Genomic DNA, 25,017 nt, shown 5'->3' with positions numbered 1-25,017 from the left:
CGAATATTGAGACTTGTCCGTTGCGTAAATCAGGGACGCCGGCGGGCCCGGGCGCCTCAGCCCAGGTGCACGACCCGGTCGCAGCGCGCGACCACGGCTGGGTCGTGGGTGATCACCAGCAGCGGCAACCCGGACGCCGACGCCCAGACGTCGTCGAGCAGCGCGTCGGCGGTCTCGGGGTCGAGGTGCTCGCTCGGTTCGTCGAGCACGAGCACCTGGTACTCGCCGACCACGAGCCGCGCGAGGGCCAGGCGGCGCTGCTCGCCGCCCGACAGAGCGGTGCCGAGTTCACCGACGAGCCGGTCGGGGGAGAGGTCGAGCCGCACGCGGTCCAGCGCGGCGGCCACGTCGTCACCCGTCGCGTCGCGGTTGCCGATCTTCACGTTCTCCGCCACCGAGGTGCTGAAGACGTGGGCGTCCTGGGCGAGGTAGCCCACCCGGCCCTCGACCTCGACGGTCCCCGCGACCGCGGGGATCAGTCCGAGCACCGTGGCCGCGAGCGTGGTCTTGCCCACGCCCGACGGCCCCACGAGGGCCACGGACTTGCCCGGGCCCACCTCGAGGTCGATGCCCGAGGCCAGGGGGGCGGCCCCCGGCCAGCCGATCGCCAGGTCGCGGACGGCCAGGCGCGGGGCGTCTGAGCGCTCGGCCGTGGCCCGGTCGCCCGAGCCGACGGGCGGGGCGTCCAGCACCTCGCGGACGCGGGCGAGCGCGACCCGTGCCCGGGTGGCCGTCTGGGCGGCCTTGGTGAAGTCGTTGAACACCTCGTGCAGGGCCAGCGGCACGAGCGTCAGCACCGCCAGCATCGTGTGGTCGAGGGTGCCGGCGCGGACCGCCTGGGTGCCGAACCACAGGCCGGTGACGACCGCGAGGCCGGCGGCGAGGGTCTGCACGGCCGTGGCGAGTCCGCGCGTCCAGGCCGCGCGGGCGTCGATGTCGCGCAGGCGGGCGTCGGCGATGGTCAGGCGGTCGAGCGCGGCGGTGTCGGCGCCGTAGGCGACCAGGTCGGGCGCGGTGCGGGCCAGCTCGTGGACGACGTTGGCCAGCTCGCCGCGGGCGGGCAGGGACGCCGCGTCGGCCCGCGCGGACAGGCGTGCGGCCAGCCACGGGGCCAGGGCGCCGGCCACGAGCGCGGACAGCAGCAGCGCGACCGCCGCCGGCCACGCGAACACGCCGATGACCACCGTCGTGGCCAGGATCACGAACAGCCCCGAGAGGAAGGGGAGCAGCACCCGGACGACGAGGTCGAGCACGGCGTCCACGTCGGCGACGACGCGGGTGAGCAGGTCGCCGCGGCGGCGGCCCAGGAGGGTGGTGCGGGCGAGTGTGGCGTAGGTGTCGAGGCGCAGGGCCGACTGCAGGCGCAGGCCGACGTCGTGGCCGACCAGCCGTTCGAGGTAGCGGAAGACGCCGCGCGAGATGCCGAAGGCGCGCACCATGACGGCCGCCGCGGTGAGGTACATCACCGGCGGGTGCTCGGCGGCCCGCGACAGCAGCCATCCCGAGACGCCCATGAGCGCGACCGACGAGAACGACGCCAGGAAGGCGAGCAGCACGGCGAGCGCGATGCGGGGGCCGCCCGACGGGGTGGCGCGCAGCAGGCGGGTGAGGAGGTCGATCACGCCGGGCCCCCGATCGTGACCACGCGGTCGGCCTCGGCGAGCACGGCGGGGCGGTGCGAGACGACGACCGCGGCCACCCCGGTGCCGCGCAGGCTGCGCAGCAGGGACGCCTCGGCGTCGGCGTCGAGCCCTGCCGTGGGCTCGTCGAGCAGCAGGAGCGTCGCCCCGGCGTCGATGCGGACCAGGGCGCGGGCGGTGGCGATGCGGCGGCGCTCCCCGGCCGACAGGCCCTCGGCGTCGTCGCCGATCGTCCGGGTCGCGTCCATGCCGGGCGCGCCGGCGCGGGCGAGTGCGTCGGCGACCGCGGCGTCGGACGCCTCCGGGTCGCCGAGCCGCACGTTGTCGGCGATCGTGCCCGCGACCATGCCGGGGTCCTGGCCGACGAAGGCGAGGGCGTCCCGGGACGGCACGGTGACCGACCCGGCGGTGGGGGAGAGGAACCCGACCAGCACGTTCAGCACGGTCGTCTTGCCCCCGCCCGACGGGCCGGTGAGCACGACGAATTCGCCGGGGGCCACATCGAAGGAGACCCCCTCGACAGCGGGGCCGGCCGCCCCCGGATAGGTGTGGGCGAGGTCGCGGACGGCGACCACGGGTGCGCCGACACTCACCGAGGTGACACCATCGCGCGTGATTTCGGTGCTCTGGTGTCCGGAAGGTGAGTGTCGCGCCTCGGTCCTGTCCGCCTGGTCGCCCTCGATCACCGCGAACGCCTGCTGCGCCGCGGCCATGCCGTCGGCGGCGTCGTGGTAGTGGACGCCCACCTGACGCACGGGCAGGTAGGCCTCTGGCGCGAGGATCAGCACGAACAGGGCGGTGGCGAGGTCGATCTCGAAGTGCACCACCCGGAAGCCGACGGTCACGGCGACCACCGCCACCGAGAGCGTCGCCAGCAGTTCCAGCACGAGGGCGGACAGGAACGAGATCCGCAGCGTGCCCATGGTCTCGGCGCGGTGGGCGTCCTCGGTCTTGCGCAGTCCGATCGCCTGCGCCTTGGCCCGGCCGAACACCTGCAGGGTCGGGAGGCCGGCGACGAGGTCGGCGAAGTGGCGGGCCAGCCGCTGCTGCGTGCGCCAGCGCTTGGCGGTGCGGGCCTCGGTCGTCCAGCCGACGAGGGCCATGAACACCGGGATGAGCGGGATCGTCAGCGCCACGATCACCGCCGAGGTGAGGTCGGCGGTCAGGATCGCGACGCCCACGACGACCGGCACCGTCACGGCGAGCAGCAGCTGGGGGAGGTACTTGGAGTAGAAGCCGTCCAGGGCGTCCAGCCCGACGGTGAGCAGGTTGACCAACCCGGCGGTCGACGTGCGGTCGTCCAACGGGGACGCCAACCGTGCGGCCATCACGTCCCGGCGCAGCTGTGACTTGACCGCCGCCGCCGCCCGGTGCGCCAGCAGGGTGTTGAGCCACGCCAGCAGCGCCTTGCCGCCGAAGATTGCGGCGAGCACGGCGATGATCGCGCCCAGCGCCGGCCACTGGCCCGTGCCGGGCACGGGGGTGACGTACTCGACCCCGGGGGCGGCCTCGAACACGCCCGCGATCGCGCGGGACAGCACCCACGCCTGGGTCACCGTGAGCACCGCGGTGAGGGTCCCGATCAGGACGCCCCCGGCGATGTACCAGCGCGTCGCCCGGCCCCGCCTCAGCAGGCGCGGATCGATCGGTCCCTTCGGGGCCGGGGGAGCGGCCGGGGGCGCAACGGAAGGGACGTCGTCCGGTCGGACGCCGCCCCTCGCGTTGTCGTTGCTGGGCACCCCCACAGACTAGGCGGCGACCGCCACGTCGTCCGGGATGTTCTTGGTGCTGATCCGCTTGCGGAAGATCCAGATCGACCAGGCCTGGTAGGCCAGCACGATCGGGACGAACACCACCGCGGCACCCGTCATGATCGTCAGGGTGAGCTCGGTGGAGGCCGCGGTGACGCGGTCCAGCGGGACGGCGGCGGCGGAGTTGTCGAAGCCCAAGTTCGGCCACATGCGACCGAAGATCCAGACCGCGACCAGCAGGATCGCCACGGTGGTGGCGGCGAACGCCCAGCCGTCACGGCCCTGGCGGATGGCCAGCCACGAGGCGATCAGGCCGACGGCGGCGAGCACGGTCAGCAGCCAGCCGACGATGCCCCAGCCGTAGGCCAGGTTCGCCCACACCAGGTAGATGGCGCCGCCGACGATGGCGACCAGGCCGACCTTGCCGGAGAACGCCTCGGCGCGGTCGTGGACGACACCCTTGGTCTTCAGGGCCAGGAAGTTCGCGCCGTGGAACAGGAACAGGACCACGAGCACCACGCCGCCCAGCAGGGCGAACGGGCTGAACAGGCTCCAGAAGCCACCGGTGAACACGTGCAGGTGCTGCGAACCCTCGGCGAGGGCGACCGGCATGCCGATGATGAAGTTGGCGAAGCCGACGCCGAACACGAGCGACACGACGAACGAGCCCGTGGCGGCCATCCAGTCGAAGGTGTTGCGCCAACGGGCGTCCGGGTGCTTGGCCCGGTACTCGAAGGCCACGCCCCGGATGATGAGGCCGACGAGGATGAGGAAGAACGGGACGTAGAGGCCCGAGAACAGCGTCGCGTACCAGCCGGGGAAGGCCGCGAAGGTGGCGCCACCGGCGGTGAGCAGCCAGACCTCGTTGCCGTCCCAGAGCGGGCCGACGGTGTTCACGATGACGCGACGCTCCTTCTCGGTCTTGCCGAGGAAGGGGATGAGCATCCCGACGCCGTAGTCGAAGCCTTCGAGGACGAGGTAGCCGATCCACAGGACGGCGATGAGCACGTACCAGACCACCTGGAGGGTGCTGGGTTCAGCGGCGAGGGGCAACAGCATGGCAGCTCACTCCTTCTCAGTACGCGAAGGAGAGGACGTCGTCCTCACCCTTGATCTCGACCGGGGGCACCTCGGCCGGCAGGCCGGCCTTGGCGTAGTGGACCATGAGCCCGACCTCGACGACCGCGAGGGCGCCGTAGAGGAGCGTGAAGCCGATCATGGAGGCGAACACCGTGCCCGCGCCGACGCCCGGCGAGACCGCGGACGCGGTGGGCAGCACGCCGGCGACGATCCAGGGCTGGCGCCCCATCTCGGTGAAGATCCAGCCGGCCGAGTTGGCGAACAGCGGGCCGAGCACGACCGCGAGCAGCGCCAGGTTCAGCAGGGCGCCGGACTGGGGCAGCTTGTCCTTGCGCAGGGCCCACAGGGTCCAGGCGCCGACGGCCATCGCGATGAAGCCGAGCGTCATCATGATGCGGAACGTCCAGTAGCTGACCGGGATGTTCGGGACGAAGTTCGTCACGCCCACCGTGCGCAGCTTGTCGGCGTACGCCGCCTGCAGGCTGTTCTCGGCCGCGTCGACCGGGAGGTTGAACTCCGCGTTCGCGAGGCGCTCGTTGTAGATCTCCTCCAGGTTCCGGATGCCGGGGATCTCGGCGTACGGGTCACCCTTGGCGAGCAGGCCCAGGACGCCGGGCACGTGCAGCTAGAAGACCGGACGCGAACCGTCCAGCGTGCCGATGGTGAGCAGCGAGAAGGGGGCCATCTCGCCGTTGCCGCCCGCGGTCTCGTAGAGGGCCTCGGCGGCGGCCATCTTCATGGGCTGGACCTGGTACATGATCTTGCCCTGGAAGTCACCGGAGAGGATCGTGCCGAAGCCGGCCACGATGAGCACCCAGGCGCTGAACTTGGCTGCCCAGCGGTAGGCGGCGACGTCGGCGTCCTCCAGCTCGGTGCGGTCGGCCTTGTTCAGGCGGGCCAGGTGCCACACCGCGATCGCCAGGATGAAGCCGCCCGCGGCCATGTAGGCCGCAGCCAGCGTGTGCGGGAACGTGGCGAGGAACACCGGGTTGGTGAGCAGCGCCATGAAATCGGCCATCTCGGCGCGGTCGGTGATGGGGTTGTAGACGGCCCCGACCGGGTTCTGCATGAAGCTGTTGGCCGCGAGGATGAAGATCGCGCTCAGCATGGTGCCGATGGCGGCCAGCCAGATGGTCATCAGGTGGAGCTTCTTGGGCAGCTTGTCCCAACCGAAGATCCACAGGCCGAGGAAGGTGGACTCGAGGAAGAACGCCAGCAGTGCCTCCAGCGCCAGCGGCGCCCCGAAGATGTCGCCCACGAAGCGCGAGTACTCCGACCAGTTCATGCCGAACTGGAACTCCTGCACGATGCCGGTGACGACACCCATGGCGAAGTTGATGAGGAAGAGCTTGCCGTAGAACTTGGTCAGGCGGAGGAACTTCTCGTCGCCCGAGCGATACCACATCGTCTGCATGACGGCGACCAACAGCGACAGTGCGATGGTCACGGGCACGAAGAAGTAGTGGTAGACCGTGGTGATGCCAAATTGCCAGCGGGCAATCGTTTCCGGACTCATGACCCGGAATGTACTACCTGCCGTCGTAGGGGGCCAAGTTCCAAACGGCGTTATGCGCGGTTGTCGCCCGCGCTGGTGACACGCGGTGGACCGCGCCCTGCGTGCGGCCGCCTGACGGGACGCGTGTTTCGCGTGTCGAGAAAGTACTACCGATTGTCGTAGATGCTGGTCCGTGTGGTTAGGATGGGGCCCATGCCGATCCTCGGAGACCTCGAACACGCGGTGATGGACGTGTTGTGGGCTCGGCCTGCACCCACCCCGGTGCGCGACGTTCACGAGGAGCTCGCGCGGGGCCGGGAGATCGCCTACACGACGGTGATGACGGTGTTGGACCGCCTCGCGAAGAAGGGCGTGGTCGCCCGCGAGCTGGACGGACGCGCCTGGCTGTACCGGCCGGCGCGCTCGCGCCTCGACCTGTACGTGGCCACGATCACCGACGCGCTCGAGGGGCTCACCGAGGAGGAGCGCACCGAGGTGCTGGGCCGCGTGTCCGCCGCCTCCCCGGTGGTGTAGGGGAGCCTCTCCTAGCTTGAGGGCCCCCGAACAGGGGCGCACGATGCTGTCATGACCGACGTCCGCGCCCTCGTGCACCGGTTCGACCAGGACACCGGAACCCACGCCAGCATGCTGAACAAGCTCCGGGCCGCCGTGCTCGGGGCCAACGACGGCGTCATCTCCACCGCCGGCCTCGTCATGGGCGTGGCGGGCGCCACCACCAACACCGCCGCCCTCGCCACCGCGGGCATCGCCGGCCTGGTCGCCGGCGCGCTCTCCATGGCCGTCGGCGAGTACGTCTCGGTCTCGGCCCAGCGCGACTCGGAGCGCGCGCTCCTGGCCAAGGAGGAGCACGAGCTCCGGACCATGCCCGAGGAGGAGCTCGAGGAGCTCACCCGCCTGCTGCAGGAGAAGGGCATGTCAGACGCCGTCGCGCGCGAGGCCGCCCGCGAGCTCACCGCCCACGACGCGCTGGCCGCGCACGCCGACATCGAACTGCGCCTCGACCCCGACGACCTGACCTCGCCGACGCACGCGGCGGTCTCCTCCCTGATCGCCTTCGCCCTCGGCGCGCTCATCCCGCTCCTGGCCATGGTCCTGAGCCCGCCGAGCACCCGCGTCGTGGTCACGGTGGTGGCCGTCCTGCTGGCGCTGTTCCTCACCGGCTTCCTCTCCGCCCGCGCCGGGGACGCCCCCGTGGCGCGCGCGATCGTGCGGAACGTGATCGGCGGCGTCCTGGCCATGGGCATCACCTTCGCGATCGGCACCCTGGTGGGCACCCAGATCGGGTGAGCATGCCCCCGGGCGTGGGACCATGAGGCATGTCCTTCGACGTTGACGACATCCTCACCCAGGCCACCACCGACGAACTCGCGCGCCTGGTGTGCGGCGACGGCACCTGGCACACCAGCGGCATCGAGCGGCTGGGCGTCCGCCGGGTGCGGGTGGCTGACGGGCCCCACGGCCTGCGCGTCGAGCTCGGCGCGTCGCTGGGGGAGTCCCGGCCGGCGACCTGCTTCCCGCCCGCGGTGGGGCTGGCCTCCTCCTGGAACCCCGCCCTGCTCAAGAGGGTGGGGCAGGCGCTGGGCCGCGAGGCGTCCGAGCAGGGCGTCGACGTCGTGCTCGGCCCGGGCGTGAACATCAAGCGCTCCCCGCTGGGCGGGCGCAACTTCGAGTACTTCAGTGAGGACCCGCTCCTGGCCGGGACGCTGGCGTCCGCGCTCGTGTACGGCCTGCAGGCCGAGGGCGTCGGCGCGTGCGTGAAGCACTTCGCGGCCAACAACCAGGAGACCGACCGCATGCGCGTCGACGTGCGCGTCAGCGAGCGCGCCCTGCGCGAGATCTACCTGCCGGCGTTCGAGAAGGTCGTGCTGAGCGCGCACCCGTGGATGGTCATGTGCTCCTACAACAAGCTCAACGGCACCCACGTGTCGCAGGACCCCTGGCTGCTCACCGACGTGCTGCGCGGCGACTGGGACTACGACGGCGCCGTCGTCAGCGACTGGGGTGCGGTGCTCGACCGGGTCGAGTCCCTGGCCGCCGGGCTCGACCTGGAGATGCCGCACGAGCTGGGCAACTCCGACGTCGAGGTGGCGGACGCCGTGGAGTCGGGCCAGATGTCCCGCGAGCTGCTCGAGCTGGGCGCGGCGCGCATCCTCGCGCTCACCCAGCGGGCCGTGGACGCCGTGCGCCCGGCTGGGCCGGTGGACGCCGCGGCGCACCACCAGCTCGCCCGCGAGGCCGCCCAGGAGTCGATGGTGCTGCTGGCCAACGACGGCGTCCTGCCGCTGGCGCCCCGTGCGAAGGTGGCGCTGGTGGGCGAGTTCGCCCGGTCCCCGCGCTTCCAGGGCGGCGGGTCGTCGAAGGTGAACGCCACGACGGTGGAGCGGCTCGTCGACACGCTCGCCGCCCGGCGCCGGGTGACGTTCGCGCCCGGGTTCCTGCTCTCGGGTGAGTTCGACGACCCGCTGGTGGACGAGGCGGTGGCCGCGGCCGAGGCGTCCGACGTCGTGGTGGCCTGCCTCGGCCTGCCCGACGCCGAGGAGACCGAGGGGCAGGACCGCACCCACCTGCGCCTGCCCGACGCCCAGCTCGCCCTGCTCGGCGCGCTCGCTGAGGCCGGCAAGCCGATCGTCGTGGTGCTGAGCAACGGCTCGGCGGTCGAGGTGTCGCCGTGGCTCGAGCACGCGAACGCCCTCATCGAGGGCTGGCTCGGCGGACAGGCCGGCGCGCTCGCCCTCGCCGACGTCCTGGTCGGCGATGCCGAGCCGTCCGGGCGCCTCGCGGAGACGCTGGCCGTCCGCCTGGGGGACCACCCGTCGTCGCTGATGTTCCCGGGCGAGACCGGGTTCGTCGACTACGGCGAGGGCGTGTTCGTGGGCTACCGGGGCTTCGACGCCGCCGACCGCGAGGTGGCCTTCCCGTTCGGGTTCGGCCTCGGCTACACGACGTTCTCCTACGACCGGCTCGTGGTGAAGGTGACCGGGACGCCGGCGTCCCGCGACCTGCGCGTGGCCGTGCAGGTGACCGTGACGAACACCGGGGACCGGGCCGGCTGCGAGGTCGTGCAGGTCTACGTCGGCAATGCGCCGGCGTCAGTGCCGCGCCCGCCGCGCGAGCTGCGCGCGTTCACCAAGCTCCGCCTGGAGCCGGGGGAGTCGCGCACCGTCACCCTGCCGCTGGACGCCCGGGCGTTCTCGTTCTGGTCCCAGGTGCACGGCCGCTGGGTGGTGGAGTCGGGCCTGTTCACGATCGAGGCCGGCCCGAACTCGCGCGACCTGCCGCTGGTGCAGGAGCTCAGGCTCGACGTGCCCGCGCGCCGCGCCCGCCTGCACGCCGAGTCGACCATCGCGGAGTGGATGGCCGACGAGGAGGCGTGGGCCGCGCTGATGGCGCGCGTCCCCGGCGGGGCCAGCATCGAGTTCACCCCCGGGGTGATGGCGGTGATGGCCGGGCAGCCGCTGCGCCGGTTCGCCAAGTACCCCGACGTCCCGCTGACCGCCGCCGACGTGGACGCCGTGCTGGCCAGCCACGGCTGACCCTGCGCCGACAGCCTGCCTTCCGCGCGCCGAGAGCCTGCCTCCCGCTCCGCCGCGGTGGGTCAGGCGGCGTCCGGGTCCTCCGCGGCGCCGGAGAACTGCGACTGGTAGAGCCGGAAGTACGCGCCCCGGGCGGCGAGCAGCTCCTCATGGTTGCCCTGCTCGACGATGCGGCCCTCCTCCATGACGAGGATCACGTTCGCGTCGCGGATCGTCGAGAGCCGGTGGGCGATGACGAACGACGTGCGGTCGGAGCGCAGCGCGGCCATGGCCCGCTGGAGCAGCAGCTCGGTCCGGGTGTCGACCGAGGACGTGGCCTCGTCCAGGATCAGCAGCGACGGGTCGGCCAGGAACGCCCGGGCGATCGTGATCAGCTGCTTCTCGCCGGCCGAGACGTTCGAGCCCTCCTCGTCGATCACCGTGTCGTAGCCGTCGGGCAGGGTGTGCACGAACCGGTCGACGTAGGTGGCCGTCGCCGCGGCGACGATCTCCTCCTCGGTGGCGTCGGGGCGGCCGTAGGCGATGTTCTCCCGGATCGTCCCGCCGAACAGCCACGTGTCCTGCAGCACCATGCCGGTCTTCGAGCGCAGTTCGGAGCGCGGCACCGAGGCGATGTCGACGCCGTCGAGGGTGATGCGGCCGGCGTCCAGCTCGTAGAACCGCATGAGCAGGTTGACCAGCGTGGTCTTGCCGGCCCCGGTCGGGCCGACGATCGCGACGGTCGAGCCCGGGTAGGCCTCGAACGACAGCCCCTCGATGAGCGGCTTGTCGGGGGTGTAGGAGAACGCGACGTCCTCGAACCGCACCCGGCCCGACAGCGGCACCGGCAGCGACCCGGACGCCTCGGGCGACTGCTCGTCGGCGTCCAGCACCTGGAAGACGCGCTCGGCCGACGCCACGCCCGACTGCAGCAGGTTCGCCATCGACGCGACCTGGGTGATCGGCTGGGTGAACATGCGCGAGTACTGGATGAACGCCTGCACGTCGCCAAGGCTCATCTGGCCGGTCGCCACGCGCAGGCCGCCGACGACGGCGACGGCCACGTAGGAGAGGTTCCCGATGAAGAACATCACCGGCATCATCAGGCCCGAGATGAACTGCGCCCCGAAGGCCGCGGTGTAGAGCTTCTCGTTGTCGTGCGCGAACGCCTGCTCGACCTCGGCGGAGCGGTTGAACACCTTGACCAGCGCGTGGCCGGTGTAGGCCTCCTCGATCTGGGCGTTCAGGTCACCGGTCGACTTCCACATGGCCGCGAACCGTCCCTGGGCGCGCTTGCCGATGACCATGGCGGCCACCATCGAGATGGGCACCGCGACGATCGCGATCAGCGCGAGCACCGGCGAGACCCAGAACATCATCACGAGCACGCCGATGAGCGTCAGCAGGTTGGTCAGCAGCTGCGACAGCGTCTGCTGCAGCGACTGGGCGATGTTGTCGATGTCGTTGGTGACCCGGGAGAGCAGCTCGCCGCGCGGCTGGCGGTCGAAGTAGCTCAGCGGCAGCCGGTCGAGCTTGGCCTGCACCTGCTCGCGCATGCGGTAGACCGACTTGTTCACCACGTCGTTGAGCAGCCAGCCGGACGCCCACATCAGCAGTCCGCCGGCCACGGCCAGCGCGAGGGCCAGGAGGCCGACGCGGCCGACGGCGTCCCAGTCGACGCCGACGCCCGGCACGACCGACATGCCCTGCAGCATGTCGGCGAAGGTGTCCTGCCCCCGGGCGCGCAGCCCGGCGACGACGGCCTCGAGCGACGTGCCGGCCGGGACGCCCCGCCCGATCATCGCGCCGAGCAGGCCGGTGAACAGCAGGTCGGTCATCGAGCCGAGGATCTTCGGCTGCACCACGTTGGCGACCACCGCGATCGAGGTGAGCACCATGACGGCGATGATCCGGGGCCGCTCGGGGCGCAGTGTGCCGAGCAGGCGGCGCAGGGAGGGGCCGAAGTTGATCGCCTTCTCCTGGACGCCCATGCCGCCCATGGGCCCGTGGCCGCGGACCTGCGGGCCGTGCTTGGGGCGCTCGGGCGCGTCGGTCACCTTGGGGGGCTGCTTCGCGTCGCTCATGCCGCCTCCTCCGCCTTGAACTGGGACTCGACGATCTCGGCGTAGGTGGGCGAGGTCACGAGCAACTGGTCGTGGGTGCCGACGGCCTCGATCCGGCCCTCGTCGAGCACGATGATCTGGTCGGCGCCGGCGATGGTCGCGACCCGCTGGCCGACGATCACCACCGCGGCGTCGCGGGTCTCGTCCACGAGCGCGGCGCGCAGGCGGGCGTCCGTCGCGACGTCGAGGGCCGAGAACGAGTCGTCGAACACGTACACGTCGGGCTTGGCCACCAGGGCGCGGGCGATCGAGAGCCGCTGGCGCTGGCCGCCGGAGACGTTGGTGCCGCCCTGGGCGATCCGGGCGTCCAGCTGGCCGTCCATCCGCTCGACGAAGTCGCGGGCCTGGGCCACCTCCAGCGCGTGCCAGAGCTCCTCGTCCGTGGCGTCCGGCTTGCCGTAGCGCAGGTTCGAGGCGACGGTCCCGCTGAACAGGTATGGCTTCTGGGGCACGAGACCGATCGAGCCCCAGAGCACCTCGGGGTCGAGGTCGCGCACGTCCACCCCGTCGACCAGCACGCGGCCGGCCGTGGCGTCGAACAGCCGCGGGATCAGGTTGACCAGCGTCGACTTGCCCGAGCCCGTCGCGCCGATGAACGCCAGCGTCTGGCCGGGGGTGACGGCGAACGAGATGTCGCTCAGCACCGGCTCCTCGGCGCCGGGGTAGGAGAAGGAGACGTCCTCGAACCGGACCTCGCCGTGCCCGGCGACCTCACGCACCGGCGAGGCGGGCGGCACGACCGACGAGTCGGTGCGCAGCACCTCCTGGATGCGCACCGCGCACACCTGGGCGCGCGGCGCGATCATCAGCATCATCGTCGACATCATCACGCTCATCAGGATCTGGATGAGGTACTGCAGGAACGCCGTCAGCTGGCCGATCTGCATCTCGCCGGCCTCGACGCGCAGGCCGCCGAACCACATCACGCCGACCGAGGACGCCGCCATCACCATCTGCACCACGGGGAAGAAGGTGAGCATGCGGCGTCCGACCCGCAGCGAGGTGGTGGTCAGCTCGCTGTTGGCGCGGTTGAAGCGGGTGGCCTCCCACGGCTCGCGCACGAACGCGCGGATGACGCGCAGGCCGGCGATCTGCTCGCGCAGCACCCGGTTGAGCGTGTCGATCCGCACCTGCATCTGCCGGAACAACGGCAGCGCCTGCAGCAGGATCGCCACGATGATCGTGCCCATCACGATGACCGCGACGGCGATCAGCCACGACAGGCCGATGTCCTCGCGCAGGGCCATGAAGATGCCGCCGACCATCATGATCGGGGCCTGCACGATCATGAACGCCGTCATCATCACCAGCGTCTGTACCTGCTGGACGTCGTTGGTCGTGCGCGTGATCAGGCTCGGGGCGCCGAAGTGGTTGACCTCGCGGGTGCTGAACGACAGCGCCTTGTGGAAGATCGCGGCCCGCAGGTCGCGCCCGAACCCCATCGCGGTGCGCGCGCCGAAGTAGATCGCCGACATCTGGCCGACTATCTGCACGGCGGTGACGCCGAGCATGATGAGCCCGAGGTCCCAGATCTTCGCGGTGTCACCCTGGGCGACGCCCTCGTCGATGATCCGCGCGTTCAGCGTGGGCAGGTAGAGCGCCGCCGCGGTGGCGAGCAGCTGGAAGAGGATGACGAGCGCGATGTTGCGCGCGTACGGCTTGAGGTAGGTCCTCAGCGTGGCCAGGAGCATCAGGCGTCCTTCGAGATTCCGTGGAGCAGGAGGTCGGCGAGTGCGTCCGGGTCGGCCAGGTCGCCGCCGCCGAAGAAGCTGTGGGTGGTGCCGAACGTGACGGCCAGCAGCGCGGACGCCGCGGCCTCGGGCGTGCCGCGCAGCCGGTCGGCGTGCCGGGCCAGCACGCCGGCGACGGCGTCGACCGCGCGTGCCCGCAGGGCGACCGGGTCGGGGCGGGCGCAGTCCTCGGACGCCGCGGGCTGCGGCCGGTGGTGCACCAGGCCGAGCAGGATGCGGATCCCCGCGATCCGCTCGGCGAGGATCGCCGCGGTGCGGGCCACGGTGTCCGGCAGGTCGAGGTCGCGGGGGAGGGCGTCCAGCTGCTCGGCGAGGGCGTCGTTGGTGAGCGCGTCGTGGAGGCAGGCGTGGACGAGGTCGTCCTTCGACTCGAACACCCGGAAGATCGTGCCCTCGGCCACGCCGGCGGCCTCGGCTATCTGGCGGGTGGAGACGGTGGCGCCGTGCTCCAGCAACAGGGGGAGGGTGGCCTCGACGAGCGCCGCGCGCCGCTCCTCCGGAGGCATGGGTCGTGCTCTGCTCACGTCGGCCCAGCATAAGTGAGTGAGTGCTCACTCACAACTCGTCCTGACGCCGCCTGCCCAGCCCGTGGGGCGTCCGTTCCCACCCCACCCGCCCACTAGGCTGGATGGGTGGACACCACTGCAGGCCGCATCGCGTTGGTCATCAATCCCAGCAAGTTCGACGACCCCGACGCCGTGCGCGCGCAGGTCGAGGAGACCTGCGCGGAGGAGGGCCGGCCCGCCCCGGCCTGGTACGAGACCACGGTCGAGGACCCGGGCGTCGGCCAGGCCAAGCAGGCCGTCCGCGACGGCGCGAGCGTCGTGTGCTCCCTCGGCGGAGACGGGACGGTGCGCGCGGTGGTCCAGGGCCTGCTCGAGGAGCGCCCGCCGGACGACGAGGCCGAGGTGCCGCTGGGCCTGCTGCCGGCTGGCACCGGCAACCTGCTGGCCCGCAACCTCGGGCTGCCGCTCGACCTCGACGAGGCCCTGCGGATCGTGCTGACCGGCACCACCCAGCGCATCGACGTCGGGCGGGTCACGTTCGACGACGGCGACGTCGAGGTCTTCCTCGTCGCGGCGGGCGTCGGGCTCGACGCCGAGGCGATGGCCGAGGTCGACGAGGGCGTGAAGAAGCGCCTCGGGTGGGTCGCCTACGTGATGTCCGGGGCGAAGGTGCTGTTCAACCGCGGCTTCCGGGTGCGCGCGGTCGCCGACGGGCACCACGCGCGCAGCCAGCACGCCCGCACCGTGATCGTCGGCAACTGCGGCGAGCTGACCGCCGGCGCGCAGCTCATGCCCGACGCGAAGGTCGACGACGGCCTGCTCGACGTCATGGTCGCCTCCCCGCGCGGGCTGATGGGCTGGGGGGCGGTCGTGGCCGACCTGGTCACCCGCCACCGCTTCGGGCACAGCGCCGTCCAGCGGGTGCAGGCCAAGAAGGTCGAGGTGCACCTGGGCCGCCCGGTCGAGGGCGAGCTCGACGGCGACGCCATCGGCCAGGTGCGCGCCATGCTGTGCGAGGTGCACGAGGCCGGGCTGCCGATCCGCCTGCCCGCTCCGGCCGAGGGCTGGAACTGATCCCGGCTGCCGTGTCGCTTTCCTGCTAGACCGGGGCGCGCGGCGTCCGTGAGGATGGGGGCGTGGTCCCCGATCGAGACGCCTGCCTCGCCGCCGTCGCCAGCCGCGACGCGCGGTTCGACGGCACGTTCTTCACCGGGGTGACCAGCACCGGCATCTACTGCCGCCCCTCCTGCCCGGCGCGCACGCCCGCGCCCGCGAACATGACCTTCCACCCGAGCGCGGCGGCCGCGCAGGCGGCCGGGTTCCGCGCCTGCAAGCGCTGCCGGCCCGACGCCGTGCCCGGCTCGCCGGAGTGGGACGTCCGCGCCGACACCACCGCCCGGGCGATGCGCCTCATCGTCGACGGGATCGTCGACCGCGAGGGCGTCGACGGGCTCGCCACCCGCCTGGGGTACTCGGTGCGGCAGGTGCAACGGCTGACGCTCGACGAGCTGGGCGCCACGCCGTTGTCCCTCGCCCGGGCGCAGCGGGCGCACACCGCGCGCGTGCTGCTGCAGACCACCGACCTGCCCCTGGCCGAGGTCGCGTTCGCGGCGGGGTTCGGCTCGATCCGCTCGTTCAACGACACGGTGCAGCAGGTCTACGCGACCACCCCGTCGGGGCTGCGCGGCGACCGTCGCCGGCCGCGGGCCGAGGCCCCCGGGCGCCTGCTCGAGATCTCCCTGCGCCTGGCGTTCCGGCGCCCCTTCGAGCCCGGCAACGTGTTCGGCCACCTGGCCGCGACCGCGGTGCCCGGGGTGGAGGAGTGGCGCGACGGCGCCTACCGCCGCACCCTGCGGCTGCCACACGGCGCCGGCTTCGTGGCGCTCGCGCCGCGGCCCGACCACGTCGCCGCGACGCTGCACCTCGCCGACCCGCGCGACCTCACGCCCGCGATCGGCCGCTGCCGCCGGCTTCTCGACCTGGACGCCGACCCCGTGGCCGTCGACGCCGCCCTCGCGACGGACCCGGCCTTGGCCCCCCTCGTCGAGGCGACCCCGGGCCGCCGGGTGCCGCGCACCGTCGACCCCCACGAGTTCGCGCTCCGGGCGGTGCTCGGCCAGCAGGTCTCCACGGCCGCGGCGCGCACTCACGCGGCCCGGCTCGTCGCCCGGCACGGCGACCCGGTCACCGACCCGGTCGGCGGCCTGACCCACCTCTTCCCGACGCCTGAGGCCCTGGTCGACCCGGACCCGGCCGCCCTGGCCATGCCGGCGTCCCGCGTGCGTACCCTGACCGGGCTGGCCGCCGCGCTGGCGTCCGGGGCGGTCGACCTCTCGCCCGGCACCGACCGGGACGCCGCGCGCGCCGGGCTGGCCGCCCTGCCGGGCATCGGGCCGTGGACCGTCGAGGTCGTCGCGATGCGCTCCCTCGGCGACCCCGACGCCTACCCGGCCAGCGACCTCGGCGTCCGCAAGGGCTGTGCCGCGCTCGGCATCGACCCCGACGCCGGGCCGCAGCGCTGGCGTCCGTGGCGCGCCTACGCCACCCAGCACCTGTGGGCCGCCGTGCCCCACCCGATCAACCACCTGCCACTGGAGGCACCATGAAGCACCGCGTGATCGACTCGCCCGTCGGGCCGCTGACCCTCGTCGTCGACGACGCCGGCGTGCTCTGCGCGCTCTACACCGACGGCCAGAAGTACGTCCCGGACGCCGTGGGCCTGGGCGAGCGCGACGACACGATCGCCGACGACGCCGTCGCCCAGCTGGGGGAGTACTTCGCCGGGACCCGCGACGACTTCGACCTGACGCTCGCCCCGCGGGGCACGGCGTTCCAGGCCGAGGTGTGGGAGGCGCTGCGCGCCATCCCGGCGGGGGAGACCCGCACCTACGGCGAACTGGCCCGCGAGCTGGGCAGGCCGGGGGCGTCCCGGGCGGTGGGGGCCGCGACGGGCCGCAACCCGATCAGCATCATCGTGCCCTGCCACCGGCTGGTCGGGGCCTCGGGGTCCCTGACCGGCTACGCCGGGGGTGTGGAGCGCAAGCGCCGGCTGCTCGACCACGAGCGGGGCGAGCTGGGGGCGTAGGGCTCGGGCGGGGTCAGGGCAGGATCGCGCGGCCGGCCGGGGCGGGCCCGGTCGAGCGGCGGATGACCAGGTCGGGGTGGAACAGCACCTCGGTCGGGTCGAGCTCCGACCCGTCGCCCATCGCGCGCAGCAGCGCGGAGACCGCGGCCTCGGCGATCGGGCGCACCGGCTGGCGCACGGTGGTGAGGCTCGGGTCGGTGAACGCCATCAGGGGGGAGTCGTCGAAGCCGACGACCGAGAGGTCCTCGGGCACGCGCATGCCACGCACGCGCGCCTCGCGGATCACGCCCAGCGCCATCAGGTCGGAGCCGCACACGATCGCGGTGTGGCCCGACTCGATGAGCCGGCCCGCGGCGACCTGGCCGCCCTCGGCGGTGTAGGTGGTGCGCTCGATGCTCTCGGGGCCGAAGCCCAACGCCTCGAACGCGGCGGCCTTGCGGCGGGCGGGCACGAACCGGTCGGGGCCCACGGCCAGGCCGATCCGGCGGTGGCCCAGCGTGCGCAGGTGCGCGACGGACGCGTTGACCGCCTCGGCGTCGGAGCACGAGTAGAAGCCGGCCGCGAGCTCGTCGGTGGGCGCGTTGATGAACACGATCGGGATGCCGCGGGAGATGATCTTCTCGTACGGCTCGAGCGACAGGGTGTTGTTGGCGGGGATGCCGCTGACCGACACGATGCCGGCGAGGTTGGTGTCGACGAGGGCGGCCAGGTGCTGGTCCTCGCTCATGCCGGTGGGGCCGGCGGGGCACACGAACGTGCGCACGCCCGCGGCGTACAGCAAGGAGTCGAGGATCTCGGCGAACGCGGTGAACGACGGGTTCGACAGCTCGGGCAGCATGATCGCGACCGGCCCCGGACGCCGCGGGCCCGGCCTCTCGGCGGCGTAGCCGAGCGCCGCCGCCGCGGCCTGGACGGCCTCGCGGGTGTCGGCCTTCACCCCGGGGCGGTTGTTCAGCACGCGCGAGACGGTCGCGGTGGAGACGCCGGCGGCCTCGGCCAGGTCGGCGAGACGCGCCTTGGAAACGGTTGTCATGGTCGCTGGTCCTCCCTCCGGCGTCGGTACGTTGCGGAACACCCTACTGCAAGTCTTGCAAGGTCCTTGCATGCTGGTCGTCGTGACTAATAACGGAGTCACAGCCTTGTTCTTGGGCACTACTGTGCCCCACGGCGTCCCTCTTGTCATGCACGGTGATGAAAACGTTACGAAACGGGGGGGCGAAGCTTGCAACGAGATGGGCTAGTGTTGGGGTCATCCAAGGGTCCGGCACGGGAGCCGCCCCCCACGAAGGAGAACAACCACATGCGCAAGAGCATCGTTTCAGTGCTCGCCGCTGGCGTGGCCCTGAGCCTCGCCGCCTGCGGCGGCACCGGCAGCCCCGCCACCACCCCGGCAGCCGCCCCCACGTCGGCCGCCACCTCCGAGTCCGCTGCCCCGGCCGCCGGCTCGCTGACCATCTGGGTCGACGAGACCCGCATCGACGACTTCAAGGCGCTGGGCGAGGACTTCGTCTCGGCCTCCGGCGTCGCCCTCGACGTCGTGCAGAAGCCGACCGGCGACATCAAGACCGACTTCGTGGCCCAGGCCCCGACCGGTGAGGGCCCCGACCTGATCGTCGGCGCGCACGACTGGACCGGTGAGCTCGTCTCCAACGGCCTGATCTCCCCGATCGAGCTCGGCGACAAGGGCAAGCTGGCCGACAACACCATCGCCGCCTTCCAGTACGACGGCGCCCTGTACGGCGTCCCCTACGCGGTCGAGAACATCGCGCTGGTCCGCAACAACAAGATCCTCCAGGACACCCCGGACACGTTCGACGCCCTGATCGAGCAGGCCAAGGGCGCCGGCGCCGAGTTCCCGGCCATCATCCAGGTCGGCGACCAGGGTGACGCGTACCACATGTACCCGATCCAGACCTCCTTCGGCGCCCCGGTCTTCAAGTCCAACGCCGACGGCTCCTACACCAACGAGCTGGGCATGGAGGGTGCTGAGGGCGAGGCCTTCGCGACCTACCTGAAGAAGCTGGCCGACGAGAAGGTTGTGTCCGCCTCCATGGGTGGCGACCAGGCCAAGCAGGCCTTCCTCGACGGCAAGAGCCCGTACATGATCACGGGTCCGTGGAACACCGCCGCCTTCACCGAGGCCGGCATGGACATCTCCGTCCTGGCGGTTCCCTCCGCCGGTGGCCAGCCCTCCGCCCCGTTCCTGGGTGTCCAGGGTGTCTACCTCTCCTCCAAGTCCGAGAACGGCATCCTCGCCAACCAGTTCCTCGACTACATGGCCACCACCGAGGCCCAGCAGAAGCTGTTCGACCTGGGCGGTCGCGTCCCGGCCGACACCTCGGTCGCCGAGGGCATCACCGACGAGCTGCTCGCCGGCTTCGCCGAGGCCGGCAAGAACGGCCAGCCCATGCCCTCCATCCCCGAGATGGGCGCCGTGTGGAGCCACTGGGGCAACACTCAGGTGAGCATCATCAACGGCCAGGCCGCCGACCCGGTCGCCGCTTGGAAGACCATGGTCGAGAACATCAAGGCCGGCTTCTGAGCCACTTGTGACAAGATGGGCGGGGTGAGGTTTCTCGCCCCGCCCACTTTGCTTGCCAGGCCGCACTGACGCGACCGGAAGGGAAGGAACGACGTGTCCCTCGACACAAAGCAGGCGCCGCCGGCGCCGACCAAGCCACAGCTCTCGCACGCGCGCGACCTGTCCCGCCCCGGCTTCTACGTGAAGCTCGTCCTGATGGCCCTCGTCAACGCCTTCGGCGTGTACGGGATCATGGCCTCCTGGGCGCAGGGTGAGTACTGGGTCCTGGCCGCGCTCGCCGCCCTGCTCGTGGTGGCCAACTACGTCTACTTCAGCAAGCGGGCCATCCCGGCCAAGTACCTCCTGCCCGGGCTCGCGTTCCTGCTGGTGTACCAGCTCTACGTGATGGGCAACACCGCCTACGTCGCGTTCACCAACTACGGTGACGGCCACAACGACGCCAAAGGCCCGGCCATCACCCAGATCCTCAAGACCTCCGACCGCCGCGTCGAGGGCACGCCGACCCGTCCTGTCGCCGTCCTCGAGCAGAACGGTCAGCTCGGCTTCGCGATCGTCGACGACGGCGTCGTGAAGGCGGGCACCGCGGAGCAGCCGCTGGCCGAGGTGGCCGGTGCGGCGTCCGACAACAACCGCGTCACCGAGGTGCCCGGCGCGACGATCCTGCCGATCTCCGAGATCCAGCAGCGCCAGGCCGACGTGCTCGGGCTGCGCGTCTCCGTCTCCGACAACCCCGACGACGGCTGGCTGCGCACCGACAACGGCTCGACCGCCTACACGGCCAAGTCGCTGCTCGACTACGACGAGGCCGCCGACACGTTCACCAACGCCGAGGGCAAGGTTTACAAGGCCGACCCCAAGCAGGGCCTCTACGTGGCCGAGGACGGCTCGTCGCTGAACCCCGGCTGGCGCGTCTTCGTGGGTGCCGACAACTTCACCCGCATGTTCACCGACAGCCGCCTGCAGGGCCCGTTCCTGTCGGTCATGGCCTGGACGTTCGCGTTCGCCATCCTGTCGGTGCTGACCACCTTCGCGCTCGGCCTCGCCCTCGCGGTCATCTTCAACGACCCGCGCGTCAAGGGCCGCACGTTCTACCGGGCCATGTTCATCCTCCCGTACGCGTTCCCGGGCTTCCTGGCTGCGCTGGTGTGGAAGGGCATGCTCAACCGCGACTTCGGCATCATCAACAACATGCTGCTCGGCGGTGCCGACATCAACTGGCTCGGCGACGGTGACCTGGCGAAGATCTCGATCCTGTTGGTGAACCTGTGGCTGGGCTTCCCCTACATGTTCCTGATCTGCACCGGTGCGCTGCAGGCGATCCCCGGCGAGCTCACCGAGGCGGGCGTCGTGGACGGCGCCGGCCCGATGCGCCGGTTCTGGTCGATCACCCTGCCGCTGCTGATGGTGTCGGTGGCGCCGCTGCTGATCGCGTCGTTCGCGTTCAACTTCAACAACTTCTCGCTCATCTTCATGCTGACCGGCGGTGGTCCCAACTACCCGGGCCTGCCGATCATCATGGGTGAGACCGACATCCTGATCTCGATGGTCTACTCCGTGGCCTTCGAGTCGGGCGTCAAGCAGTACGGCCTCGCCAGCGCGATGTCGATCATGATCTTCTTCATCGTCGGCTTCATCTCGTGGCTGGGCTTCCGCCAGACCCGCAAGCTCGAGGAGATCATGTGATGGCCGTCAAGCTCGAGAACGCCAACAAGTCCCCCGTCAGCGGCCTGCGCTGGTGGAAGGAGGTCGGCTGGAAGCACATCGTCGCCCTCGTCATGATCGCGATCTGTGTGTTCCCGCTGCTGTACGTGATGTCGGCCTCGTTCAACCCGGGCGGCACGCTGACCGGCTCGATCCGCCTGTTCGAGAAGGTCTCGCTCGAGAACTATCAGACCCTGCTGGGGTCGCTGTTCCCGCGCTGGATGCTGCACTCGTTCATCGTCGCCACCGCGACCGCGATCGGGACGGTGCTGATGGCGGCCGCCGCGGCCTACGCCTTCAGCCGGTTCCGGTTCAAGGGACGCCGCGGGTCGCTGACCGCGCTGCTCATCATCCAGATGTTCCCGCAGATGCTGGCCTTCGTCGCCATCTTCCTGCTGCTGCTCACCATCGGCGACATCTTCCCGGTGCTCGGCATCGGGTCGCTGCTGGGCCTCATCGCCGTCTACCTGGGCGGCGCGCTGGGTGCGAACACGTTCCTCATGTACGGGTTCTTCAACACGATCCCGGACGACCTGGACGAGGCCGCCAAGATCGACGGCGCCACCCACGCCCAGATCTTCTGGGGGATGATCATGCCGCTCGTCACGCCGATCCTGTCGGTCGTCGGGCTGCTGTCCTTCGTCGGCACCTACGGTGAGTTCATCCTGGCCCGGATCATCCTGGCCCGGCCCGAGAACTACACCCTGGCCGTCGGCCTGTACGTGTGGGCCTCCGACGAGCGCAACGCCCCGTGGTCGCTGTTCGCGGCGGGCGCGGTGGTCGCGGCCATCCCGATCGTCCTGCTGTTCATGTACCTGCAGAAGTACATCGTCGCCGGCCTCACCGCCGGTGGTGTGAAGGGCTGATCCGCCGAGAGCCTGCCGTCAGGACGCTGAGAGCCTGTGTCGCATGTCGACACAGGCTCTCAGCGCGTTCGGGGGCGTCAGTTCCAGGCGGTCGGGCCGTAGGAGCCGGCGGTGTACTCGTCCAGCGGCACCTCGCCCGATGCCCAGGAGTCCAGCACCGGGGTGAGGATGCGCCAGCACTCCTCGGCGATGTCACCGCGCACGCTCAACAGCGGGTCGCCGGACAGGATGCCGTCCAGGATCTCGCCGTAGGGCCGGATCGGGGACTCCGACAGCTCGGTGCCCAGCGTGGTCTGCTCGAGGTCCCAGCGGTCGCCCTCGGCGTTGGTGGTGACCGACAGCCCGATGGTCTCGGGGGCGAACCCGATGACCATGAGGTTGGGCTCGGCCCCGTTGTGGAACCCGCCCGGCAGGTGCGCGACCGGCTTGAACTTCACCACGATCCCGCGGAAGCCGTCGCCCAGCGCCTTGCCCGAGCGCAGCCGGAACGGGACGCCCGCCCAGCGCGCGTTGCAGATCTCCACTGTGACCTGGGCCAGCGTCTCGGTGTTGCGCGAGGCGTCCACGCCCTCTTCCGCGGTGTAGTCGGGCACCTCGCGCCCGTCGATCGACCCGGCCGTGTAGCGCGCGCGCCGCGACGGCACCTCGCCCTCGCCCGACCACACCTTGGTGGCCCGCAGGCTGTGCACCATGAGGTCGCGCAGCTCGACGGCGTCGATGTTGGCCGGCTCCTCCATGGCGAAGATCGCCATCACCAGCAGCAGGTGCGACTGGATCATGTCCTTCAGCGCGCCCGCCCCGTCGTAGTAGCCGGCGCGGCCCTCGAGGGCGAGCTGCTCGTCGGCGATGATCTCGACGCGCTCGATGTTGTTGGCGTTCCACACCGGCTCGAAGATGCGGTTGCCGAAGCGGATGCCCAGCAGGTTGAGCACCGTCGCCTTGCCCAGGTAGTGGTCGACGCGGAAGATCTGGTCCTCGGGCACCACCGACGCCAGCAGCTTGTTGAACTCCTGCGCCGAGGCGAGGCTCGACCCGAACGGCTTCTCGATCGCGAGGCGCAGCCCCTCAGGCAGGTCCAGCCCGGCGAGCACGCCGCACGCCTTCTGGCTGATGGCCGGCGGCAGCGCGAAGTACAGCACGATGGGGCGTCCGGCCTCGTCGACCTCGGCCAGGAACGCGCTCATCGCGGCCGGGTCGGTGACGTCGAGCTGGGCGTAGCGGGTCTCGGACGCCATCCGCTCGGCCCGCTCCACTCGGCAACCGCCGTCTGCGAGCGCCTCGCTGACGCGCTTGCGCCACTCCGCCTCGTCGAGCGCCTCAAAGGCTGCGCCGACCAGCTTCACGTCGAGGTCGGGGCGGGTCCGCAGCAGCGTGCCCAGCCCGGGCAGCAGCAGGCGGTGGGTGAGGTCACCCGACGCGCCGAGGATGACGAGGGTCACGGGCTGGTTGTCCGACATGGCGCTCCTTACGTGGTCAGCGGGTCAACCCTAGTCAATCCCCGTGGTGGTCAGGGTGGATCGCCCCCGACCCGGCTACGCGAGGCCGTCCAGCACGCCCTCGGCCGCGTCCACGAGTTCGCGGACGAGGGTCGCGCGGGCCATGTGGTCGTATCCGACCTTCACCACGTAGTCGACGTGGAGGATCCTGAGGGCGGCCAGTGCGCGCAGCCGGGCGCGGTCGTCGGCGTCCGCCCCCACCAGCCAGTCGGACGCCCGCGGGCCGAGGTCCGCCATCCCGGTGCCCGGGAAGCGCTCCAGCAGGAGCGTGGCGAGCTGGGGGTTGGCGGCCATCACGTCGGTCGCCCCGCGGTGGCGTAGCTGCAGCCAGACCCACTCCTCCATGGCGGCCCGTCGCCCGTCGCCCGTGGCGGGCCCATCCGCCAGCGCGTCCACGAAGGCGAGGGACTCCTCGGGGTCGGGGCGGGGGATCAGCGCGTCCGGGGGTTGCCGGCCGTCTGCGCGGCGTACTCGCGCACGTCGCCGGACGCCAGCGCCGCCGCTAGGTCGGCGGTCAGGGCGGCGTCCAGCAGGGTCACCGACTGGCCGGACTTCGTGCCGAAGCTTGACACCGGGACCATGAGGGCCGTCACGTCATCGAGCCCCAGGCCCGCCAGCCGTGGGGCGTACGCCAGCAGGGCCTCCGGCCCGATCTGCCCGGTCACCCGGACGTGGGCCAGGGCCGCGGCAGCGAGCCCGGCCAGGCCCGCGGCGTCCGGGCCCGTGGCCAGCTCGCGCACCCGGGCCAGCATGCCGAGCAGGATCGCCCGGTGGCGGGCGGTGCGGTCGAGGTCGCCGCGGGGCAGTTCCTTGCGTTGGCGGGCGTACACCAGCCAGTCCTCGGGGGTGAGGGTGATGCGGCCCTTCGGGAAGTGCGACGGACGCCCGTTGTTGGGGTCGATGAACGTCGACTCGATGGCGTTCTCGACGTGGAACTCGCCGAGCGCCTCCACGATGGCGGTGTACCCGGCGAAGCCGGTCAGCGCGGTCGCGTGGATCGGCAGGTCGCCCAGGACCGACGACACCGTCCGCGTCATGCGCCCGACGTCCCCGCCGAAGCCCGAGTTCACCTTGCCCTCGCGCCCGCCATCGATGGGCACCCAGGCGTCGCGCGGGAGCGACACCAGCGCGAGGTGGTCGCGGGCCGCGGTGAGCTGGGCGACGAGGATGGCGTCGGGCCGGCCCGTGGCAGGGTCCTCCCACGTGTCGGTGCCCAGCAGCAGCGCGGTGAACGGACCGGCGGGCAGCGGGTCGGTCCAGGTCGGCGTGGGGCTCGGGCTCGGTGTCGCGGACGCCGTCGGCGCGGCCGGGGTGGGCACCGGGGACGGGGGCTGGGGGGAGGGGGACGCGGGCGGGGGCGTCCGGGTGCAGCCGGCCAGCGCGGAGGCGAGGAGGGCGAGGCCGCCGGCCAGGCCCGTGCGGCGGGAGAAGGTCACGGACCCACGGTA

Annotated in this window: 19 protein-coding genes and 1 pseudogene; 9 read left to right on the top strand and 11 right to left on the bottom strand. The window is 71.7% G+C overall.

Going from position 1 to position 25,017, the window contains the following annotated elements; genetic code table 11:
- Positions 1 to 56: 56 nt before the first annotated feature.
- The 4 genes and pseudogenes from cydC to H5397_RS10450 form a co-directional block, all read right to left on the bottom strand.
- The gene (cydC, locus tag H5397_RS10465) at positions 57 to 1,622 is read right to left on the bottom strand and encodes a thiol reductant ABC exporter subunit CydC (RefSeq protein WP_182817239.1); all 1,566 of its coding nucleotides are present in this window, start codon (positions 1,620 to 1,622) and stop codon (positions 57 to 59) included.
- Positions 1,619 to 3,241, bottom strand: a complete 1,623-nt coding sequence (gene cydD / locus H5397_RS10460; protein WP_182817281.1) for a thiol reductant ABC exporter subunit CydD — start codon at positions 3,239 to 3,241, stop codon at positions 1,619 to 1,621. Before cydD ends, cydC begins: the two co-directional genes overlap by 4 nt.
- 147 nt (positions 3,242 to 3,388) lie before the next feature.
- Positions 3,389 to 4,447: a cytochrome d ubiquinol oxidase subunit II gene (cydB, locus tag H5397_RS10455; RefSeq protein ID WP_375539432.1), complete on the bottom strand. Its 1,059-nt coding sequence runs from the start codon at positions 4,445 to 4,447 to the stop codon at positions 3,389 to 3,391.
- Between the two features lie 19 nt (positions 4,448 to 4,466).
- Positions 4,467 to 5,987: pseudogene (locus H5397_RS10450) on the bottom strand (cytochrome ubiquinol oxidase subunit I).
- Between the two features lie 192 nt (positions 5,988 to 6,179).
- On the opposite strand from H5397_RS10450, the gene H5397_RS10445 reads away from it, so the two are divergent.
- The 3 genes from H5397_RS10445 to H5397_RS10435 are packed head-to-tail and all read left to right on the top strand — an operon-like array spanning position 6,180 to position 9,520.
- Positions 6,180 to 6,500 (top strand): BlaI/MecI/CopY family transcriptional regulator, encoded by a 321-nt coding sequence (locus H5397_RS10445; protein ID WP_182817236.1) that lies wholly within the window; start codon positions 6,180 to 6,182, stop codon positions 6,498 to 6,500.
- 51 nt (positions 6,501 to 6,551) lie between these two features.
- Positions 6,552 to 7,274, top strand: coding sequence for a VIT family protein (locus H5397_RS10440; RefSeq protein WP_182817234.1), 723 nt, complete (start codon positions 6,552 to 6,554; stop codon positions 7,272 to 7,274).
- A gap of 29 nt (positions 7,275 to 7,303) precedes the next feature.
- Complete coding sequence (locus H5397_RS10435) at positions 7,304 to 9,520, top strand: glycoside hydrolase family 3 C-terminal domain-containing protein (RefSeq protein ID WP_182817232.1); 2,217 nt, start codon at positions 7,304 to 7,306, stop codon at positions 9,518 to 9,520.
- Between the two features lie 62 nt (positions 9,521 to 9,582).
- Here H5397_RS10435 and H5397_RS10430 read toward each other — a convergent pair whose 3' ends face one another.
- Genes H5397_RS10430 through H5397_RS10420 form a run of 3 tightly spaced genes read right to left on the bottom strand, consistent with a single transcriptional unit; the run spans position 9,583 to position 13,897 of the window.
- The gene (locus H5397_RS10430; protein WP_375539431.1) at positions 9,583 to 11,583 is read right to left on the bottom strand and encodes an ABC transporter ATP-binding protein; all 2,001 of its coding nucleotides are present in this window, start codon (positions 11,581 to 11,583) and stop codon (positions 9,583 to 9,585) included.
- Positions 11,580 to 13,313, bottom strand: a complete 1,734-nt coding sequence (locus H5397_RS10425) for an ABC transporter ATP-binding protein (RefSeq protein WP_182817231.1) — start codon at positions 13,311 to 13,313, stop codon at positions 11,580 to 11,582. The genes H5397_RS10430 and H5397_RS10425 overlap by 4 nt, the downstream gene beginning before the upstream one ends.
- Entirely contained in the window at positions 13,313 to 13,897 is a 585-nt protein-coding gene (locus H5397_RS10420; RefSeq protein ID WP_309224334.1) for a TetR/AcrR family transcriptional regulator, read from the bottom strand. The genes H5397_RS10425 and H5397_RS10420 overlap by 1 nt, the downstream gene beginning before the upstream one ends.
- 108 nt (positions 13,898 to 14,005) lie before the next feature.
- On the opposite strand from H5397_RS10420, the gene H5397_RS10415 reads away from it, so the two are divergent.
- The 3 genes from H5397_RS10415 to H5397_RS10405 all read left to right on the top strand — a co-directional run bounded on the left by H5397_RS10415 (position 14,006) and on the right by H5397_RS10405 (position 16,964).
- Positions 14,006 to 14,953, top strand: coding sequence for a diacylglycerol kinase family protein (locus H5397_RS10415; RefSeq protein ID WP_182817229.1), 948 nt, complete (start codon positions 14,006 to 14,008; stop codon positions 14,951 to 14,953).
- A gap of 62 nt (positions 14,954 to 15,015) precedes the next feature.
- Entirely contained in the window at positions 15,016 to 16,485 is a 1,470-nt protein-coding gene (locus H5397_RS10410) for an AlkA N-terminal domain-containing protein (RefSeq protein ID WP_182817227.1), read from the top strand.
- Positions 16,482 to 16,964: a methylated-DNA--[protein]-cysteine S-methyltransferase gene (locus H5397_RS10405; protein ID WP_182817225.1), complete on the top strand. Its 483-nt coding sequence runs from the start codon at positions 16,482 to 16,484 to the stop codon at positions 16,962 to 16,964. Before H5397_RS10410 ends, H5397_RS10405 begins: the two co-directional genes overlap by 4 nt.
- 13 nt (positions 16,965 to 16,977) lie before the next feature.
- On the opposite strand, the gene H5397_RS10400 is transcribed toward H5397_RS10405, so the two are convergent.
- Positions 16,978 to 17,997, bottom strand: coding sequence for a LacI family DNA-binding transcriptional regulator (locus H5397_RS10400; RefSeq protein ID WP_182817223.1), 1,020 nt, complete (start codon positions 17,995 to 17,997; stop codon positions 16,978 to 16,980).
- A gap of 267 nt (positions 17,998 to 18,264) precedes the next feature.
- On the opposite strand from H5397_RS10400, the gene H5397_RS10395 reads away from it, so the two are divergent.
- The 3 genes from H5397_RS10395 to H5397_RS10385 all read left to right on the top strand — a co-directional run bounded on the left by H5397_RS10395 (position 18,265) and on the right by H5397_RS10385 (position 22,073).
- Entirely contained in the window at positions 18,265 to 19,506 is a 1,242-nt protein-coding gene (locus H5397_RS10395) for a maltose ABC transporter substrate-binding protein (RefSeq protein ID WP_182817221.1), read from the top strand.
- Positions 19,507 to 19,599: 93 nt separating this feature from the next.
- Positions 19,600 to 21,189 (top strand): ABC transporter permease subunit, encoded by a 1,590-nt coding sequence (locus H5397_RS10390; RefSeq protein ID WP_309224333.1) that lies wholly within the window; start codon positions 19,600 to 19,602, stop codon positions 21,187 to 21,189.
- Complete coding sequence (locus tag H5397_RS10385) at positions 21,189 to 22,073, top strand: sugar ABC transporter permease (protein ID WP_182817219.1); 885 nt, start codon at positions 21,189 to 21,191, stop codon at positions 22,071 to 22,073. The genes H5397_RS10390 and H5397_RS10385 overlap by 1 nt, the downstream gene beginning before the upstream one ends.
- 77 nt (positions 22,074 to 22,150) lie before the next feature.
- Here the strand turns inward: H5397_RS10385 and H5397_RS10380 are convergent, their stop codons facing one another.
- The 3 genes from H5397_RS10380 to H5397_RS10370 all read right to left on the bottom strand — a co-directional run bounded on the left by H5397_RS10380 (position 22,151) and on the right by H5397_RS10370 (position 25,005).
- Positions 22,151 to 23,530 carry a glucose-6-phosphate dehydrogenase gene (locus tag H5397_RS10380; RefSeq protein WP_182817217.1) on the bottom strand — a complete coding sequence of 460 codons (1,380 nt, stop codon included), beginning with the start codon at positions 23,528 to 23,530 and terminating at the stop codon, positions 22,151 to 22,153.
- A gap of 75 nt (positions 23,531 to 23,605) precedes the next feature.
- Positions 23,606 to 23,965 carry a hypothetical protein gene (locus tag H5397_RS10375; RefSeq protein ID WP_182817215.1) on the bottom strand — a complete coding sequence of 120 codons (360 nt, stop codon included), beginning with the start codon at positions 23,963 to 23,965 and terminating at the stop codon, positions 23,606 to 23,608.
- A gap of 35 nt (positions 23,966 to 24,000) precedes the next feature.
- Positions 24,001 to 25,005, bottom strand: coding sequence for an LCP family protein (locus tag H5397_RS10370; protein WP_182817213.1), 1,005 nt, complete (start codon positions 25,003 to 25,005; stop codon positions 24,001 to 24,003).
- Between the last annotated feature and the right edge of the window lie 12 nt (positions 25,006 to 25,017).

Source organism: Propioniciclava sp. MC1683 (genome assembly GCF_014164675.1).
Taxonomy (GTDB): Bacteria; Actinomycetota; Actinomycetes; order Propionibacteriales; family Propionibacteriaceae; genus Propioniciclava.
Note: the sequence above shows the minus strand (reverse complement) of the source record. Positions and strands in the feature narration are given on the sequence as shown.

What these genes read in the sequence shown, in the direction of transcription:
- H5397_RS10445 (WP_182817236.1), top strand. Translation starts at nt 6,180, where the DNA reads ATGCCGATCCTCGGAGACCTCGAACACGCGGTGATGGACGTGTTGTGG.
- H5397_RS10440 (WP_182817234.1), top strand. Translation starts at nt 6,552, where the DNA reads ATGACCGACGTCCGCGCCCTCGTGCACCGGTTCGACCAGGACACCGGA.
- H5397_RS10435 (WP_182817232.1), top strand. Translation starts at nt 7,304, where the DNA reads ATGTCCTTCGACGTTGACGACATCCTCACCCAGGCCACCACCGACGAA.
- H5397_RS10430 (WP_375539431.1), bottom strand. Translation starts at nt 11,583, where the DNA reads ATGAGCGACGCGAAGCAGCCCCCCAAGGTGACCGACGCGCCCGAGCGC.
- H5397_RS10425 (WP_182817231.1), bottom strand. Translation starts at nt 13,313, where the DNA reads ATGCTCCTGGCCACGCTGAGGACCTACCTCAAGCCGTACGCGCGCAAC.
- H5397_RS10405 (WP_182817225.1), top strand. Translation starts at nt 16,482, where the DNA reads ATGAAGCACCGCGTGATCGACTCGCCCGTCGGGCCGCTGACCCTCGTC.
- H5397_RS10400 (WP_182817223.1), bottom strand. Translation starts at nt 17,997, where the DNA reads ATGACAACCGTTTCCAAGGCGCGTCTCGCCGACCTGGCCGAGGCCGCC.
- H5397_RS10395 (WP_182817221.1), top strand. Translation starts at nt 18,265, where the DNA reads ATGCGCAAGAGCATCGTTTCAGTGCTCGCCGCTGGCGTGGCCCTGAGC.
- H5397_RS10385 (WP_182817219.1), top strand. Translation starts at nt 21,189, where the DNA reads ATGGCCGTCAAGCTCGAGAACGCCAACAAGTCCCCCGTCAGCGGCCTG.
- H5397_RS10380 (WP_182817217.1), bottom strand. Translation starts at nt 23,530, where the DNA reads ATGTCGGACAACCAGCCCGTGACCCTCGTCATCCTCGGCGCGTCGGGT.